Annotated in this window: 16 protein-coding genes; 14 read left to right on the top strand and 2 right to left on the bottom strand. The window is 63.9% G+C overall.

Annotation, left to right across the window (positions count from 1 at the left end; all coding sequences use genetic code 11):
* The first annotated feature begins 28 nt into the window (after positions 1–28).
* The 6 genes from IFU00_10435 to IFU00_10410 all read left to right on the top strand — a co-directional run bounded on the left by IFU00_10435 (position 29) and on the right by IFU00_10410 (position 4,369).
* A complete protein-coding gene (locus IFU00_10435) occupies positions 29–943 on the top strand; it encodes a methyltransferase domain-containing protein (protein MBD8542701.1) in 915 nt (304 codons plus the stop codon).
* Between the two features lie 322 nt (positions 944–1,265).
* Positions 1,266–1,466 carry a hypothetical protein gene (locus IFU00_10430; GenBank protein ID MBD8542700.1) on the top strand — a complete coding sequence of 67 codons (201 nt, stop codon included), beginning with the start codon at positions 1,266–1,268 and terminating at the stop codon, positions 1,464–1,466.
* 113 nt (positions 1,467–1,579) lie between these two features.
* Positions 1,580–1,807, top strand: coding sequence for a hypothetical protein (locus IFU00_10425; protein MBD8542699.1), 228 nt, complete (start codon positions 1,580–1,582; stop codon positions 1,805–1,807).
* 189 nt (positions 1,808–1,996) lie between these two features.
* A complete protein-coding gene (gene lpxO / locus IFU00_10420) occupies positions 1,997–2,896 on the top strand; it encodes a lipid A hydroxylase LpxO (GenBank protein ID MBD8542698.1) in 900 nt (299 codons plus the stop codon).
* Between the two features lie 155 nt (positions 2,897–3,051).
* Positions 3,052–3,651: an NAD(P)H:quinone oxidoreductase gene (gene wrbA, locus IFU00_10415; GenBank protein ID MBD8542697.1), complete on the top strand. Its 600-nt coding sequence runs from the start codon at positions 3,052–3,054 to the stop codon at positions 3,649–3,651.
* Between the two features lie 19 nt (positions 3,652–3,670).
* Positions 3,671–4,369: a glutathione S-transferase N-terminal domain-containing protein gene (locus tag IFU00_10410; GenBank protein MBD8542696.1), complete on the top strand. Its 699-nt coding sequence runs from the start codon at positions 3,671–3,673 to the stop codon at positions 4,367–4,369.
* A 19-nt stretch (positions 4,370–4,388) separates the two neighbouring features.
* On the opposite strand, the gene IFU00_10405 is transcribed toward IFU00_10410, so the two are convergent.
* Both IFU00_10405 and IFU00_10400 read right to left on the bottom strand, forming a co-directional pair.
* Positions 4,389–5,123: an SDR family oxidoreductase gene (locus IFU00_10405; GenBank protein ID MBD8542695.1), complete on the bottom strand. Its 735-nt coding sequence runs from the start codon at positions 5,121–5,123 to the stop codon at positions 4,389–4,391.
* Between the two features lie 158 nt (positions 5,124–5,281).
* Complete coding sequence (locus IFU00_10400) at positions 5,282–7,252, bottom strand: U32 family peptidase (protein ID MBD8542694.1); 1,971 nt, start codon at positions 7,250–7,252, stop codon at positions 5,282–5,284.
* 164 nt (positions 7,253–7,416) lie between these two features.
* On the opposite strand from IFU00_10400, the gene IFU00_10395 reads away from it, so the two are divergent.
* The 8 genes from IFU00_10395 (at position 7,417) to IFU00_10360 (ending at position 17,544) form a co-directional block, all read left to right on the top strand.
* Positions 7,417–8,520, top strand: a complete 1,104-nt coding sequence (locus tag IFU00_10395) for a LacI family DNA-binding transcriptional regulator (GenBank protein ID MBD8542693.1) — start codon at positions 7,417–7,419, stop codon at positions 8,518–8,520.
* 374 nt (positions 8,521–8,894) lie between these two features.
* Positions 8,895–10,082 carry a fumarylacetoacetate hydrolase family protein gene (locus IFU00_10390; GenBank protein ID MBD8542692.1) on the top strand — a complete coding sequence of 396 codons (1,188 nt, stop codon included), beginning with the start codon at positions 8,895–8,897 and terminating at the stop codon, positions 10,080–10,082.
* Between the two features lie 101 nt (positions 10,083–10,183).
* Positions 10,184–10,951: an SDR family oxidoreductase gene (locus tag IFU00_10385; protein ID MBD8542691.1), complete on the top strand. Its 768-nt coding sequence runs from the start codon at positions 10,184–10,186 to the stop codon at positions 10,949–10,951.
* Complete coding sequence (locus tag IFU00_10380) at positions 10,948–11,820, top strand: SMP-30/gluconolactonase/LRE family protein (protein MBD8542690.1); 873 nt, start codon at positions 10,948–10,950, stop codon at positions 11,818–11,820. Before IFU00_10385 ends, IFU00_10380 begins: the two co-directional genes overlap by 4 nt.
* Positions 11,821–11,841: 21 nt before the next feature.
* Positions 11,842–13,620: a dihydroxy-acid dehydratase family protein gene (locus tag IFU00_10375; protein MBD8542689.1), complete on the top strand. Its 1,779-nt coding sequence runs from the start codon at positions 11,842–11,844 to the stop codon at positions 13,618–13,620.
* 111 nt (positions 13,621–13,731) lie between these two features.
* A complete protein-coding gene (gene xylF / locus IFU00_10370) occupies positions 13,732–14,736 on the top strand; it encodes a D-xylose ABC transporter substrate-binding protein (GenBank protein ID MBD8542688.1) in 1,005 nt (334 codons plus the stop codon).
* 95 nt (positions 14,737–14,831) lie between these two features.
* Positions 14,832–16,385 (top strand): D-xylose ABC transporter ATP-binding protein, encoded by a 1,554-nt coding sequence (gene xylG / locus IFU00_10365; protein ID MBD8542687.1) that lies wholly within the window; start codon positions 14,832–14,834, stop codon positions 16,383–16,385.
* 16 nt (positions 16,386–16,401) lie between these two features.
* Positions 16,402–17,544, top strand: coding sequence for a sugar ABC transporter permease (locus IFU00_10360; GenBank protein MBD8542686.1), 1,143 nt, complete (start codon positions 16,402–16,404; stop codon positions 17,542–17,544).
* The last annotated feature ends 4 nt before the right edge of the window (positions 17,545–17,548 follow it).

Here is a 17,548-nt window from a genome sequence, read left to right as displayed (position 1 = left end):
CCCACAACACAGGACGACGAGGATAATCATGCTGAACGAACGCGAAATCGAAAGCTGCTACCTGGGGCAGTTCATTCCAGTCCACTACCATCACAATATGCTGATGGACCAGAACCGGATGCACAGCTTCAAGTCCGCCATCCACTACTCGGTATTCCCCGGCGCCAAGGTGCTGGAACTGGGCGGCGGCACGGGCGTGCTGTCGTTCTTCGCGGCGCAGAAAGCATCGAAAGTCTATTGCGTCGAATACAACCCGGACATGGTGCGCGAAGCGCGCCGTTTCCTGGCCATGAACCCGAACGGCCACAAAGTCGAAGTCGTCCACGCCGACGCATTCGATTACCTGCCACCGGAGCCGGTCGATGTCGTCATCTGCGAAATGATCCACGTCGGCATGCTGCGTGAAAAACAGGTCGAAGTGATCGAATCGTTCAAGCGCCGCTACCTGGCCAAATTCGGCGGCCCGCTGCCACTGTTCATGCCGGAAGCCGTCATCATGGCTGTCCAGCCGCTCCAGCAGGAATACGACTTCGACGGCTTCTACGCCCCGATCGTCCAGTTCCAGGAAACCGGCGTCGTCCAGCCCGGCACGATCGAGCTGTCGCAGCCCGCCGTCTACAGCATCATCGACTTCGGCCAACCGGTCGACAGCCTGATCGCCTGGGAAGGCTCGGTCCTGATCGAACAGTCCGGCACCCTGAACGCCATGCGCTTCGTGACGAAAAACGTCCTGGCCATCGTGCAGGAGCAAGCCACCACGATCGACTGGCTGAACCACTACATGACGCTGCCACTCTACACGCCCATTACCGTCAAAGCCGGCGACCTGCTGCGCCTGTCCTTCGCCTACCGCGCCGGCGGCTCGATCCCGTCCCTGCAAGCCTCGATCCAGGCCGACGTCGTCACCCAATCCGTCACCGAACAAATCCCCGAATACGCCTAACCCCCAACCAGGGTCAGTGTCGAATTGTTTGACAACTTCAGTAAATCAGTTGCTCAATAATTTTACTCTGACCCCAATTGATGGGTCATTGCTCGACGGATAAATAGGGTCAGTGTCGAATTGTTTGCCAACTTCAGTAAATCAGTTGCTCAATAATTCGACACTGACCCTAATTGTTTGGATTGAGCCTTATGGCTATTGCCTGGGCCGTTTATCGGGGTGTGCGACCGTTCGTGCCGGGGAAATGACCGTGCGTCGGATGAGGGTGGCCTGTTGAAGATGGTGGCCGGTAAAGTGCCTTCATGTTCAACGTGGAGGCAATATGCTGAGTTTTCTGGTGTGGGTGCTGCTGTTGATGGTGTGCTGGCCGATTGCATTGCTGGCGCTGCTGATCTATCCGGTCGTGTGGCTTTTGCTGCTGCCGTTCAGGCTGCTGGGGATCGGTGTTGATGCCGTGTTCAATCTGCTCAAAGCCATCGTCATGCTGCCGGCGCGGGTATTGAGGCAGCAACCGGGTTGCTGATGACGTTATGGCATGACTGAGTGTTGGGCAATTAACAGACGCGTCGAGCGCGATCTTCTACTGTGAAGATGCTCGCTTTCATTCGAAAGCAAACATTAAATAGAGGAAATAATATGCGCCTGGATATCTATCGCCGAGCTGAACATGATGGCAAGTTTTCGTACCTGGCCGTCCCGGAATCGAAAAGCATTCCTGAAGAAGCCACCAACACCGACTGGGAAGTCGAAGCCCAGGGCTACGAGGTGGAAGACAACACCGATGCGATCAAGGATTTCGACATCGAACACCTGAGCGACCAGATCGCTGAAAAAGGGTACGCGATCACGTCGGTGACGCACTAAGATTTCCCCGGCGGGCCCTCATGCCCGTCAACTCTCCTCCATCGGCAAGCGCGCAATTCGCCCCTTGCCGATGCGCCGGCATCTCTCCCTGTGAACCTGGCCCGCCCGCAACGGCCCCATAGCCGTTGTGGTATTCTGCGTCCTTGATCAAGCAAGCCAGCCACGCGATGGACTGGGATGGAGGATGGTATGAAGTGGGTTGTCGTCGGTTTTTACGTGTTATCGATCCTGCACATCCATTTCCGCGGCCGAGTCCGTCTACCGTTTCGTCGCCAGATTTTCGATCACTCGTCGTTCATGGCGCCGATCAATATCTTCATGCACAAGTTTTCGCGCGTACCCAATGCGCCGTTTACACCGCTCTCCGAATTTCCCGAACTGGCCCGCCTGCAAGAGAACTGGCCGATCATCCGCGCCGAAGCCGAGAGCATGCTCGCGCTCAAAAAGATCAAGGCTGCCGAGCAGAACGATGACGCCGGTTTCAATTCCTTCTTCAAGAATGGCTGGAAGCGTTTCTACCTGAAATGGTATGACGCCAGCCACCCGTCGGCCGAGCGCCTGTGCCCGCAGACCTATGCGCTGCTGCAGTCGATCCCGTCCGTCAAGGCCGCGATGTTCGCCGAGCTGCCACCTGGCGGCAAGCTCAATCCGCACCGCGATCCGTTTGCCGGCTCGATGCGCTATCACCTGGGCCTGGCCACGCCAAACGATGACCGCTGCTTCATCGAAGTCGATGGCGAGCGCCACAGCTGGCGCGATGGCCAGGGCGTCGTGTTTGACGAAACCTATATCCACTGGGCGATCAATGGCAGCGACAGCGACCGCATCATCCTGTTCTGCGATGTCGAGCGCCCGATGCGCTATCGCTGGATGCAGAGCGTGAATCGCTGGCTCGGCCGCAACCTGATGACGGCCGCCGCATCGCCCAACGAAACGGGCGACCAGGTGGGCCTGGTCAGCAAGCTGTTCCGCATTTCGTTCTACATGGGCCAGTACCGCCGCCGTTTCAAGGCTTGGAACAAGACCGCGTACAACATCACGCGCGTGGCGCTGGTCATCGCACTAGCCGCATTCATTTACTGGATCTGACGTACGCCAACCGCGCCGATAATCAGACGACACGTCAGAGACGACACGTCAGAGACGACACGTCAGAGACGACACGACAAGCCATTGTAGCGAAACAGGCATCTTTGCCGATCTCGCTACAATGGCTTTTCTGTTTTCACCTATCGGAGAAGTCCATGGCAAAAGTACTGGTTCTGTATTACTCGACCTACGGTCACATTGAAACGATGGCCAATGCAGTGGCGGAAGGCGCACGCGGCGCCGGTGCAACGGTCGACGTGAAGCGCGTCCCTGAAACCGTCCCCGAAGACATCGCCAAGAACGGCCACTTCAAGCTGGAGCAGTCTGCGCCCATCGCGAAGGTAGATGAGCTGGAGCACTACGACGCGATCATCATCGGCGCACCAACGCGCTACGGCCGCATGCCGAGCCAGATGGCGGCCTTCCTCGACCAGACCGGCGGCCTGTGGGCACGTGGCGCCCTGAACGGCAAAGTCGGCGGCGCCTTCACATCGACGGCCACCCAGCACGGCGGCCAGGAAACCACGCTGTTTTCGATCATCACGAATCTGATGAACCTGGGCCTGACCATCGTCGGTCTGCCATACAGCTACCAGCAGCAGATGACGCTCGACGAAGTCGCCGGCGGCAGCCCGTACGGTGCAACGACGATTGCCGGCGGCAAGGGCGAGCGTCAACCAAGCGAGATCGACCTGGGCGGTGCGCGCCACCAGGGCAAGCTGATCGCCGAGACCGCCGCCAAGCTGTTCGGCTGATCGGGCGGGCGCCATCACCATGACCGATCTCTCCGCATTCCCCATCACGCAGCAATGGCCGGCGCAGCATCCGGACCGGCTGCAGCTGTACTCGATGCCAACGCCCAATGGGGTCAAGATTCCGATCATGCTGGAAGAGGTCGGCATGCCGTACGAAGTGCACAAGGTCGACTTCGCGAAGGACGAACAGCATTCGCCGGCCTTCCTGTCGCTCAACCCGAACAACAAGATCCCGGCGATCATCGATCCGGCCGGCCCCGGTGGCCAGCCGCTGCCGCTGTTCGAGTCGGGCGCCATCCTGATCTACCTGGCGGACAAGTCCGGCAAGCTCATGCCTCAGGACCCGGCCGCGCGCTATCAGGTCATCCAGTGGGTGATGTTCCAGATCGGCAGCGTGGGGCCGATGTTTGGCCAGCTCGGTTTTTTCCATAAGTTTGCCGGCAAGGACTATGAGGACAAGCGCCCCCGCGACCGCTACGCCGACGAGTCACGCCGCCTGCTGGGCGTGATCGAGGGCCAACTGGCGCAGCATGCCTGGATCGCGGGCGACGAATTCACGATCGCCGATATCGCGATCTTCCCCTGGATCAATGGCCTGCTGAATTTCTACGAAGCAGGGGATCTGGTCGGCATCGAGAACTGCCCGCACGTGTCGGCCGCGCTCGCTACATTCCTCGCGCGCCCAACCGTGCAAAAAGGGCTCAAGATCCCGGCATGATCAAGCCGGCAAATCCGCCTCAGTAAGGACTGGCCGTGGGCCGTACGATCAGCTCGCTGACATCCACGTCGGCCGGCTGATCGATCGCGAACCCGATCGCCCGTGCAATGGCTTCCGGCTTGATCGCCACCTTGCGAAACTCGCGCATCGCGGCGCGCGCAGCAGAGTCCGAGATCGACTCGGCCAGGTCCGACTCCACGACGCCAGGCGACACCAGCGTGACGCGGATCGCGCCGCCGACCTCTTGCCGCAAGCCCTCGGTGATCGCTGCCACGGCGAACTTGGTGGCGCAATACACTGCCGCTGTCGGGCTGACCGCATAGGCACCGATCGACGCGATATTGATGATCTGACCACTGCCACGCGTCTGCATGCCGGGCAGCACGGCAGCAATCCCGTGCAACACGCCGCGGATGTTCACGTCGATCATCTGGTTCCATTCATCGATCTTCAAAGCGTCGAGTTTCGACAGCGGCATGACGCCCGCATTATTGACGAGGACATCGATCCGGCCATGGCAGTCGAGCGCGAAGTCGGCGAACGCCGTCATGCTTTCCATGCTGGTGACGTCGAGCCGGGCGACGTCGGCAGCACCGCCTGCAGCGCGGATGGCGCCTGCCAGCGCCACCAGCTGCTCGACGCGGCGCGCGCCAAGGACGACGCGGTGCCCCTGTGCGGCGAGAAAACGGGCGGTGGCTTCACCGATGCCGCTGCTGGCGCCCGTAATGAGGATGACTTTCGATGCGTGTTCCATGCTGTGCTCCCTGGTGTGTTGACAGTGGCGCAAGTATGGGCATCGGGCGTGGCGTTGCCCATGCCGAAACCTCGGCATCGATTGCACGATCCTCCGGAAATGAACAACGGCGCCCGCAGGCGCCGTTTGGTTGACAACAATAAGCCGGCAGCAGCCGGTCAGGCCCGCGGCCGCTGGCGATGGAACGTCAATGGCGTGTACGACACGGCCGATGGTGGCGGCTGCTTCAGGATGTTCGAGCGCATCGCGCCCACCACGTGCATCTCGCACGGTTTGCAGTCAAAGCGCAGCGTGTAGCGGTCTTCGCCGCTGACCAGCGTCATCGGCTCGGCCTTCACCTGGCCCTGCACGCCTTGCACGCCCTTGGCCTGCTTCGGGCACAGGTTGAACGAGAAGCGGAGGCAGTGCTTGGTGATCATCAAGGAGACTTCGCCGGCTTCTTCGTGCGACTCGTACGCGGCATCGATCAGCTGCACGCCATGCTTCTGGTAGAACGCGCGTGCCTTGTCGTTGTAGACATTGGCCAGGTAGCTCAGCTGCACGTCCGGATACACCGGCGGCGGCGTGGTCGCCGACTTGCGCTCGGGCCGCTGCCAGGCCGCCAGGCGCGCCGCTTCGTGCGCCGCGATGGCGTCGCGGCGCAGCGCATTGATCGCCGCGCTCGGCACGAACCACGGCTGGCTCAGCTTGAGCTCGACGTGACCGGCTTCGAACATGGTGTTGCCCAGCTTGGCCAGGCTCGAACGCAGCGAGGCATCTGCCTGCGCGGCCTGCGTCGCCGGCTGCAGGGCAATCGCCGCCGCTGCATGCGATGCGATGCCGTCCTCGTCGATGATGTCCAGGCGCAGTCCATCCGGCTGTTCGCTGAGCACCAGTTCCAGCGCAACCTTGCGCTCGGACGATTTCTTGTTGAGCGTCGCTTCCCAACCGTGGTCGCGGTTGCGATGGATGACAGTGCCGACCTTCAAGCCCGCCAGCGTCTGCATCGGCTCATTCGGATACACGCGCCAGCGCTGGCCATCGGCCTCGTCGCCCAGCTTGTCCGCCTTGTTGGCCTGGATGCCGACGGTGTCGCGTTTGTACATATAGTTCAGGCCGTCGCCGTTGGCCATCGGCGCGCCCGTCACGACGTCGAAGCTGTCGCCATTCAGGCGCGCCACGATGCCCAGCTCCACGCCCACGTATTTCGGCGAATCGAACGCGCCGATGTCGGTCAGGCGGCCCTGCGCAAAGTACTCGGTATGGCCGCGGTGGAAGTTCTTGTCGACATCCGGCGTGAACATGACGCGCGTGCGGCCGCTCGAGGCGCGCACGAATTCCGGCCGCTGGTCCAGCAGTTCGTCGAGCAGCAACCGGTAGTGGGCCGTGATGTTTTTCACGTAACCCATGTCCTTGTAGCGGCCTTCGATCTTGAACGAGCGGATGCCCGCATCGACCAGCGCGCCCAGGTTGCGGCTCTGATCGTTGTCTTTCATCGACAACAGGTGCTTGTCGAACGCAACCACGCGGCCCTGACCATCACTGAGCGTGTAGGGCAGGCGGCAATTCTGCGAGCAGTCGCCCCGGTTCGCCGAGCGGCCGTTGTCGGCGTGCGAGATATAGCACTGGCCCGAGTACGCCACGCACAACGCACCGTGCACGAAGTATTCGAGCGGTGTGTCGGTTACCTGATGGATTTTGCGGATCTGCTCGACCGTCAATTCGCGCGCCAGCACCAGCTGCGAAAAACCGACGTCGGCGAGGAATTTCGCTTTCTCTGGCCCACGGATATCGCACTGGGTACTGGCATGCAGCTGGATCGGCGGGAGGTCGAGTTCAAGCAAGCCCATGTCCTGGATGATCAGCGCATCGACGCCGGCCTCGTACAGCTGCCAGATCTGCTTGCGTGCCAGCTCGAGTTCACTGTCGTGCATGATCGTGTTCATGGTCACGAAGATGCGCGCCCGGTAGGCGTGCGCGAACTGCACCAGCCCGGCAATGTCCTCGAGCGGGTTGCTGGCATTATGCCGCGCCCCGAATGCCGGGCCGCCGATATAGACGGCATCGGCGCCGTGCAGGATCGCCTCGCGCCCGATCTCGGCGGTTTTGGCGGGCGAGAGCAGTTCAAGCTCGTGGGCTAGCAATGACATGGGGAATCCTTCGATGCGAAGACCGGGATTATAGCCAGTCGGCGCGCTGCCGTCATGTGCCGCGACGTTGCAGCGCCGGTCGACGCGAGAGGATGTTAGCGCAATCCCAAGCGTTGCTGTGCTAACATCAAGCCCATTTCCCTGGCCTTGAAAACAATCCTGACATGAGTAAAGTGACGCTCGACAGCATCCGTGAAGCGATGGAACACGGTAAGCCAACGATGGTGGACGTCGCCAAACTGGCCGGCGTGTCCGCCATGACGGTCTCGCGCGTCATGAACGGGAAAACCCTGGTGCGTGAGAGCACTCGGCGCAAGGTTGCCGATGCGGTCGCTGCACTGAACTATACGCCGAACCAGGAAGCGCGCAATCTGGCCGGTTCCAAGCCGATTCGCGTCGGTTTCTTGTACAGCAACCCGAGTGCCGCGTACCTGAGCGAATTTCTCGTCGGCCTGCTGAACCAGTCGGGCCTGAACAACGTGCAATTGTTCGTCGAGAAGTGCGAAGCGGGCAACCACGAAACCGAACACACGCAGCGCCTGATCGACAACGGGCTGGATGGCGTGATCCTGCCGCCACCCCTGTGCGACAGCGAAGCCGTGCTGGGTTGCGTGGAACGCGCCGGCATTCCCGCCGTCGTCGTTGCCTGCGGTTCGCCCGCACCGGGCCTGGGCGCCGTCAGCATCGACGACTACGATGCCGCCCACTACATGACGCGCCACCTGATCGCCCTCGGCCACCAGCGCATCGGCTTCATCGTCGGCCACCCGAACCAGAGCGCTAGCGCGCGCCGTCTCGACGGCTACCGCGCCGCGATCGCGGAAATGAACGCCGACGCGGCCGATGAACTGGTGGTGCAGGGGATGTTCACCTACCGCTCGGGCCTGGACGCGGCCGAGCAGTTGCTCGCGCTCGCCGAGCGACCGACAGCGATCTTCGCCAGCAACGACGACATGGCTGCCGCCACGGTCGCTGTCGCGCACCGCCTGGCGCTGGACGTGCCGGGCGACCTCACCGTGACCGGTTTCGACGATACCGCGCTGGCCACGACCATCTGGCCCGAACTGACGACGGTGCGCCAGCCGATTGCCGAGATGGCGCGTGAAGCGGTGCAGGCGCTGGTGCGGCGTGTGCGCGCAATGCGCGAAGAAGAACCGGCCGAGCCGGAGCAGACGCGGATGGACTTCGTTCTGGTGCGGCGCCAGTCCGACGCCGCGCCACGCGTGCGCCCGCCAGCACGCCTGCCTGCTGCTGCGCGGACCCTCTGATCAAGATGCCGTCCTGGCCCCGCCGTGGGCCGGGGCCAGCACGCAGCAACGATTTCTGTACCCGTCTCTCCCGCCTGCAAGCTTTCCAATAATTCGTTGACAACCGTCCGAGCAGAAGTTTAGACTGCAATGGTTGCGCTAACAATTCTGTTAAAGGATTGTTGTGACGCACATTAAAATAATCAAAAAGCATCAGGAGACCACCATGCCAGACCCGCACACCCGGCTGCCCGCCGGCGTGGCTGCAGCCACGCTGCGCCGCGCGCCTTCCCGTCACACCTCCTGAGTACCGGTCTGTCCCGGTTGCCCGCGCCACGCTGCTTTGCATCCGTCTGCGCGCCCGCCAAGACCCATCACCACGAACGAGAGAGAACATGACCGCATCTTCGCTACCCGATGACATCGCGTCGGCCCTGCTGGTTGGCCGCGTCTGGCGCCCGGCGCCGATCGACGGCCCGGCAGTCGTCGCCGTGCGCGCCGGCCGCCTGATCGACATCACCCACCACGCGGCCACCGTCGCCGACCTGTTCGAGCGCGATGCCGCCGACATGCTGGCGATCGTCAGGAGCGCGGCGGGCGAGGACCTGGGCGACGCTGCCAGCCTGCTGCAGGCCGCGCTGGACGGTGGCCTGGGCGAGGGCGGCGTCGGGCTGCTCGCGCCATGCGACCTGCAGGCCATCAAGGCCGCCGGCGTGACGTTTGCCGTCAGCCTGCTCGAGCGCGTCATCGAAGAACAGGCCAAGGGCGATCCTGCCCGCGCCTCTGCCTTGCGCACGGAGCTGCAGGCCACCATCGGCACCAACCTGGCCGAGATGGTGCCGGGTTCCAGCGCCGCGATGCGCCTGAAAACGGAGCTGAGCGCGCGCGGCCTGTGGTCGCAGTACATGGAAGTGGGCATCGGCCCGGACGCCGAAGTCTTCACCAAATCGCAGCCGATGTCGTCGCTGGGCCATGGCGCGGTGGTCGGCCTGCACCCGTCGTCGCACTGGAACAACCCGGAACCCGAGATCGTGCTGGCCGTGAACAGCCGCGCCGAAATCGTTGGCGCCGCACTGGGCAACGACGTCAACCTGCGCGACATTGAAGGGCGCAGCGCGCTCCTGCTGGGCAAGGCCAAGGACAACAACGGCTCGTGCGCCATCGGCCCGTTCGTGCGCCTCTTCGACGGCGACTTCACGCTCGACACGCTGCGCGGCTGCGAAGTGGGCATGCTGATCGAGGGCGCGGACGACGGCTTCACGCTGGCCGGCTCGAGCCGCATGCGCGAGATCAGCCGCGACCCGCTCGATCTGGTGGCCCAGACCTGCGGCGCGCATCACCAGTATCCGGATGGCTTCATGCTGTTTCTGGGGACGATGTTCTCGCCGATCAAGGACCGCGGCGCGGCCGGTGGCGGCTTTACGCACCACCCGGGCGACAAGGTCACCATCTCGACCCCGGCGCTGGGCGCCCTGGTCAACACGGTCGGCCGCAGCGACACCATTACGCCATGGACTTTCGGCGTGCGCGCGCTGTACCAGAACCTGGCCCGGCGCGACCTGCTGGCAGGCCGTCCAGCATGACCCCTCCTGACGGCGCGCTGCACGTTTCGCTTCCCGATCCGCTTCAAGATAACCACGAGTTCACGATGCACGATTCAACACCAGATTCCACCCCCGCCGCGCTGGTCTACGCGACCTATCCCGACCTGCGCGACAAGCGCGTCGTCATCACCGGTGGCGGTACCGGCATCGGCAGCGAACTGGTGACGGCATTTGCCGGCCAGGGCGCGCAGGTCTGGTTCCTCGACATCGCCAGGGAAGCATCGACGGCGCTGGCCGACGCGCTGGCCGGTTCCGCGCACAAGCCACGCTTTTTGCCGTGCGACCTGACCGACCTCGATGCGCTGGCCGCGACCTTTGCCGCCATCGAAGCCGATGCTGGTGGCATCGACATCCTGCTCAATAACGCCGCCAACGACGACCGCCACGGCATCGACGACGTCACGCCCGACTACTGGGAAAGCCGGATGGCGGTCAATCTGCGCCACACCTATTTCTGCAGCCAGGCGGCGGTCGCGATGATGCGCCGCCAGGGCAGTGGCGTGATCCTCAATTTCGGCTCGATCTCGTGGTACCTCGCGTCGAACCAGCTGTCGCTGTACATGATGGCCAAGGCGGCGATCGAGGCGATGAGCCGCGGCCTGGCGCGCGACCTCGGCGCCGAGAACATCCGCGTCAATACTGTCATCCCGGGCGCCGTACGCACGCCGCGCCAGCAGGCGCTGTGGCACACGCCGGAAGAAGAAGCGCGCATTCTGGCCGGCCAGTGCCTGCCGCAGCGCGTCGAGATGCAGGACGTGGCGGCGCTGTCGCTGTTCCTGGCCTCGAACAACGCGCGCCGCTGCAGCGGCCGCGAATACTTCGTCGACGCTGGCTGGTACGGCGCATGAGCGGCGCCGTGCACTGCCTGTGGGACGTCAAGGCCACGCTGGGCGAGGGCGCCTTGTGGGACGCGGTCCGGCGCAAGATCTGGTTCGTCGACATCAAGGGCCGCCGCATCCACTGCTGCGATGAAGACGGCGGCGCGCGCCAGAGCTGGGATGCGCCGTCGCAGATCGGCTTTCTCGCGCCGAGCGACGATGGTGGCATGGTGTGCGGGCTCGAAGATGGCCTGTACCGCTTTGCCGAGAACGACGGCGCGTTCATCGCGCTGGCCCGCGTCGAAGCCGACCTGCCGGGCAACCGCTTCAACGATGGCCACGTCGATGCAGCCGGGCGTCTGTGGTTTGGCTCGATGGACAATGGCGAGAGCGAGGCCACCGGCACGCTGTACCGCTTCGACGGCGCCGGCCAGCCGGCGCGCGCAATGGACGCCGGCTATATCATCACCAATGGCCCGGCCATCAGCCCGGACGCGAGCACGCTGTACCACACCGACACGTTGGCACGCACCATCTACGCGTTCGACCTGGGCCCGGACGGCGCGATCAGGGGCAAACGCCTGTTCGTCACGCAAGAAGGCAGCGGCCATCCGGACGGCATGGCAGTCGACGCCGAAGGGCACCTTTGGGTAGCCGTCTTCGGCGGCTGGCGCATCGACCGCTACGATCCGCAAGGACGCAAGGTCGGTGAGGTGCGCTTCCCGTGCGCGAACATCACCAAGCCGGCCTTTGGCGGCGACGATCTGCGCACCGTGTATGCCACCACCGCGCGCAAGGGTTTGAGCGAGGCCGATCTGCTGGCGCAGCCGCTGGCCGGTGGCCTGTTCACGTTCCGCGCCGATGCGCCGGGCCTGCCGCAACATGCGTTGCACCTGTAACGCGCACTGGAGAATCACCGCATGACCAAGCAATCCACCTTCCGTTTCCGCTCGCAGGACTGGTTTGACAATCCGGAGCGGATCGACATGACGGCACTGTACCTCGAGCGCTTCATGAACTACGGGATCACGCCCGACGAACTGCGCTCGGGCAAACCGATCATCGGCATCGCCCAGAGCGGCAGCGACATCACGCCGTGCAACCGGATCCACCTGGAACTCGTCAAGCGCGTGCGCGACGGCATCCGTGATGCCGGCGGCATCCCGATGGAATTCCCGCTGCACCCGATCTTTGAAAACTGCCGCCGCCCGACCGCGGCGCTGGACCGCAACCTGGCCTACCTCGGCCTGGTCGAGATCCTGCATGGTTACCCGATCGATGCGGTGGTGCTGACGACCGGCTGCGACAAGACCACGCCGGCCCAGCTGATGGCCGTGTCGACCGTCGACATGCCGGCCATCGTGCTGTCGGGCGGGCCGATGCTCGACGGCTGGTTCGACGGTGAACTGGTGGGCTCGGGCGCGGCGATCTGGAAGGCGCGCCGTCAACTGGCCGCCGGCTCGATCGACGAACAGAAATTCATGAATATCGCCACCGCCTCGGCGCCGTCGGCCGGCCATTGCAACACGATGGGCACGGCCTCCACGATGAACGCCGTGGCCGAAGCGCTGGGCATGTCGCTGACCGGTTGCGCCGCGATTCCCGCGCCGTACCGCGAGCGCGGCCAGATGGCGTACGAGACGGGCCGGCGCATCGTCGGCCTGGCGATGGAAGACGTGCGCCCGTCAAACATCCTGACGCGCGACGCGTTCCTCGATGCGATCGTCGTCAACGCGGCCATCGGCGGCTCGAGCAATGCGCAGCCGCACATCATGGCCATGGCGCGCCATGCGGGCGTGGAGATCACGACCGAGGACTGGATGACCTACGGTTACGAAGTGCCGCTGCTGCTGAACATGCAGCCTGCCGGCAAATACCTGGGCGAGCGCTTCCACCGCGCCGGCGGCGTGCCGGCCGTGATGTGGGAACTCGATCAGGCGGGCCTGTTGCGCTCGGACCGTTTGACGGTGACCGGCAAAACGCTGGCCCAGAACATCGACATGCACCAGACGATGGACCGCGAGATGATCCGCCCATTCGCCGATCCGCTCAAGGAAAACGCAGGCTTCCTGGTCCTGAAGGGCAACCTGTTCGATTTCGCGATCATGAAGACGAGCGTGATTTCGCCGAGCTTTCGCGAACGCTACCTGGCCACGCCGGGCGCGGAGAACTGCTTCGAGTGCAAGGTCGTCGTGTTCGACGGCTCGGACGATTACCATGCGCGCATCAATGACCCTGAACTGGGTATCGACGAGCAGACGATGCTGGTTATCCGCGGCGCGGGCCCGATCGGCTGGCCCGGTTCGGCCGAAGTCGTCAACATGCAACCGCCCGATGCGCTGATCAAGCGCGGCATCAACAACCTGCCGACGCTGGGCGATGGTCGCCAGTCGGGCACCTCGGACAGTCCGTCGATCCTGAATGCGTCACCCGAAAGCGCGGCCGGCGGCAATCTGGCGCTGCTGCACACGGGCGACATCGTGCGCGTGGACCTGGTGCACGGCCGCTGCGACGTGCTGCTGTCGGACGCCGAACTCGAGGCGCGCAAGCTCGATACGCCGCCCGCGATCCCGCCAAGCCAGACCCCGTGGCAAGAGATCTACCGCGCGACGGTGGGCCAGCTGCACACGGGCGCCTGCATGGAACTGGCCTTGCCGTACCGGGCCGTGGCCGGCGCGATGCCGCGGCATAACCACTAAACGGCAGTTTGTACGATGACTAAAAGTGGCATTCATAGCCATTCTTGAGCAGAATGTCGGAACTTCGCCTGGACGGTACTGTCCACGCGTCGAAAATAACTGGAGACAAGCATGAAAAAACTCATCACGGCAGTCGGCATCGGTTGCGCAATGCTGTTCGCATCGGCCCCTGCCATGGCCGACGCCAAGAATCCGAAGATCGGCTTTTCGATCGACGACGTGCGCCTGGAGCGCTGGACCCGTGACCGCGACTACTTCATCGGCGCGGCCGAAAAGCTCGGCGCCAAGGTCTACGTGCAGTCGGCCGACGCCAGCGAGCAGCGCCAGATCGCCCAGATCGAGAACTTGATCTCGCGCGGCGTGGACGTCCTGGTCATCGTGCCATACAACGCGACGGTGCTGAACAACGCGATCCGCGAAGCGAAAAAAGCCAAGATCAAGGTGCTGTCGTACGACCGCCTGATCCTCAACGCCGATGTCGACGCCTACATCTCGTTCGACAACAAGGCCGTCGGCGAACTGCAGGCGCAGTCGATCGTCGCGCTCAAGCCGAAGGGCAGCTACTACCTGCTGGGCGGCGCGCCGACTGACAACAACGCCAAGATCCTGCGCGAAGGCCAGATGAAGGTGCTGCAGCCGCTGATCGACAAGGGCGACATCAAGGTCGTCGGCCGCCAGTGGGTCAAGGACTGGAGCCCGTCCGAAGCGATGGCGATCATCGAGAATGCGCTGACCGCCAACGGCAACAAGATCGACGCCGTCGTGGCCTCGAACGACGCCACCGCCGGTGGCGCGATCCAGGCGCTGGCCTCGCAGAAGCTGGCCGGCAAGGTCCCGGTCTCGGGCCAGGACGCCGACCTGGCCGCCGTGCGCCGCGTGATCGCCGGCACGCAGTCGATGACGGTCTACAAGCCGCTGCGCAATATCGCCACCAGCGCCGCGACGCTGGCCGTGCAACTGGTGCGCAATGAAAAGCCGGCCTACAACGCGCAGCTGAATAACGGCTTCAAGCCCGTCAACACCATCCTGCTCAAGCCGATCCTGCTGAACAAGGCCAACGTCGACATGCTGGTCAAGGACGGCTTCTACACCCAGGGCCAGCTGGCCGGCAAATAAGCCGGCGTCACGCTGCTACAGCGTCCGCGCCTGCGGGCGCACCGGCTGGCGAGCCTCGCCGGCCGGTGGTCCAACGTCTTGAAACGAGTCTTTCGATGGCCGGCTATCTGCTTGAAATGAAGGGAATCGCCAAGCGATTCAACGGGGTGCCCGCGCTCGATGGCATCGACCTGGCGATCCGCCCGGGCGAGTGCATCGGCCTGTGCGGCGAGAACGGCGCCGGCAAATCGACGCTGATGAAGGTGCTGTCGGCCGTCTATCCGCACGGGACCTGGGAGGGCGAGATCGTGCTGGATGGCCAGCTACTCCGGGCGCGCTCGGTGCGCGAGACTGAGGACGCCGGCATCATCATCATCCACCAGGAACTGATGCTCGTGCCCGAACTGAGCGTGGCCGAGAATATTTTTCTGGGTAATGAGATCACGCTGCCCGGCGGGCGCATGGATTATCCGGCCATGAACCAGAAGGCTGCCGAGATCCTGCGCGGCCTGAAACTGCCGGATGTGAACGTGGTGCTGCCGGTGAAGCACTACGGCGGCGGGCACCAGCAGCTGATCGAGATCGGCAAGGCCCTGAACAAGAACGCGCGCCTGTTGATCCTCGACGAGCCGTCGGCATCGCTGACGGCGTCGGAGATCGCGGTCCTGCTCGACATCATCCGCGACCTGAAAAGCCGGGGCGTCGCCTGCGTCTACATCTCGCACAAGCTCGAAGAAGTCGCGGCCATCTGCGACACCGTCGTCGTCATCCGCGACGGCAAGCATATCGCCACCACGCCGATGGAAGCGATGAGCGTCGAGCGCATCATCAACCAGATGTGCGGCCGCGAGATGAGCCAGATGTATCCGTCGCTGCCGCATCCGGTGGGCGAGGTGGTCATGGAGGCGCGCCACATCACGTGCTACGACCCGGAGCAGCCGGGTCGCAAGAAGGTCGACGACGTGTCGTTCCAGGTGCGGCGCGGCGAAATTCTCGGCATCGCCGGGATCGTCGGGGCCGGGCGCACGGAACTCGTGACGGCCATCTTTGGTGCGTACCCGGGCAAGCATGAAGGCGAAGTCTGGCTCGAGGGCCGCAAGGTCGATACGTCCGAACCCCTGAAAGCCATCCGTGCCGGCTTCGCGCTGGTGCCCGAAGACCGCAAGCACCACGGCATCGTGCGCGACCTGTCGGTGGGCGAGAACATCACGCTGTCGGTCCTGCCGCGCTTTTCGCACGCGAGCCGCATCGACGACCACGAAGAAGCGGGCGCCGTGAGCGAGCAAATCAGCCGGCTGGCGCTCAAGACCGCGACGCCGGCCCTGGCCATCACGTCGCTTTCGGGCGGCAACCAGCAAAAGGCGGTGCTGGCCAAGATGCTGCTGACTGGCCCGAAAGTGCTGATCCTGGATGAACCGACGCGCGGCGTGGACGTTGGCGCCAAGTTCGAAATCTACAAACTGATGCTGGAACTGGCGGCGCAGGGGATCGCGATCATCATGGTCTCGTCCGAACTGGCCGAAGTCCTGGGCGTGTCCGACCGCGTGCTGGTGATGAAGGAAGGGCGCCTGAACGGCGACTTCGTCAACCAGGACCTGAACCAGGAAACGGTGCTGGCCGCCGCGCTGGGCCAGGCCGCCGCCGCGCCATCGATCCCACATCACGCATGACAACCACAATCACACAATGACCACGATGACGTTCAAACGGATTTTCACGCAGTACAAGATTCTGGCGCTGCTGGTGGCGATCGCGCTGATCTGGGCCTTCTTCAGCTGGAAGACGGACGGCGGCTTTACCTCGGCGCGCAACCTGTCGAACCTGATGCGCCAGATGTCGGTGACCGGTATCCTCGCCTGCGGCATGGTGTTCGTCATCATCGCCGGCGAAATCGACCTGTCCATCGGCTCGCTGCTGGGTCTGCTGGGCGGGATGGCCGCCGTGCTCGATGTCACGCATGGCTTGCCGCTGCCGCTGTCGGTCCTCATCGTGCTCGGTGCGGGCCTGTTGTGCGGGTTCCTGAACGGGTACCTGACGGCGTATGCGGGCATACCGTCCTTTATTGTCGGCCTGGGCGGGATGCTGGCGTACCGCGGGGTCGTGCTGGGGCTGACCGGCGGCGCCACCGTGGCGCCCGTGTCGCCTGGCATGGAGCAGCTGGGCCAGGCGTACCTGCCGCCGCTGTGGGGCAGTATCCTGGGCGTGGCCCTGTTCGTGCTGACATGCGTGCTGGTCTGGCGCCAGCGTGCGAGCCAGGCGCGCCACAAGCTGCCGGTCATTCCGATGTGGCGCTCGGCGCTGCGCGTGGTGATTGCGGGCGCAGTTCTGGCTGGCCTGATCTCGACCTTCAACAGCTACGAAGGCATTCCGCTGCCGGTGCTGATCCTGCTGGTGCTGCTGGGTGTGTTCAGCTACATCGCACGGCAGACCGTGTTCGGCCGCCGCATCTACGCGGTGGGCAGCAATATGGAAGCGACGCGCCTGTCCGGCATTGACGTGCGCAAGGTGAAGCTGTGGATCTTCGGCCTGATGGGCCTGATGTGCGCGCTGGCTGGCCTGATCAACACGGCGCGCCTGGCGGCCGGTTCGCCGTCGGCCGGGGTGTCGGCCGAGCTCGACGTGATCGCTGCCTGTTTCATCGGCGGCACCTCGATGCGCGGCGGCGCCGGCACCGTGCATGGCGCCCTGGTCGGCGCCCTCGTGATGGCAAGCCTGGACAATGGCATGTCGATGCTGGATGTGGATGCGTACTGGCAAATGATCGTCAAGGGCTTGATTCTGACACTGGCCGTGTGGCTGGATGTCGCGACGCGCGGCAACACGCGTTAAGCTT

It is taken from the genome of Oxalobacteraceae sp. CFBP 8761 (assembly GCA_014841595.1).
GTDB lineage: Bacteria > Pseudomonadota > Gammaproteobacteria > Burkholderiales > Burkholderiaceae_D > Telluria.
The sequence above is the reverse complement of the archived record's forward strand: the minus strand, read 5'-3'. Positions and strand labels throughout refer to the sequence as shown.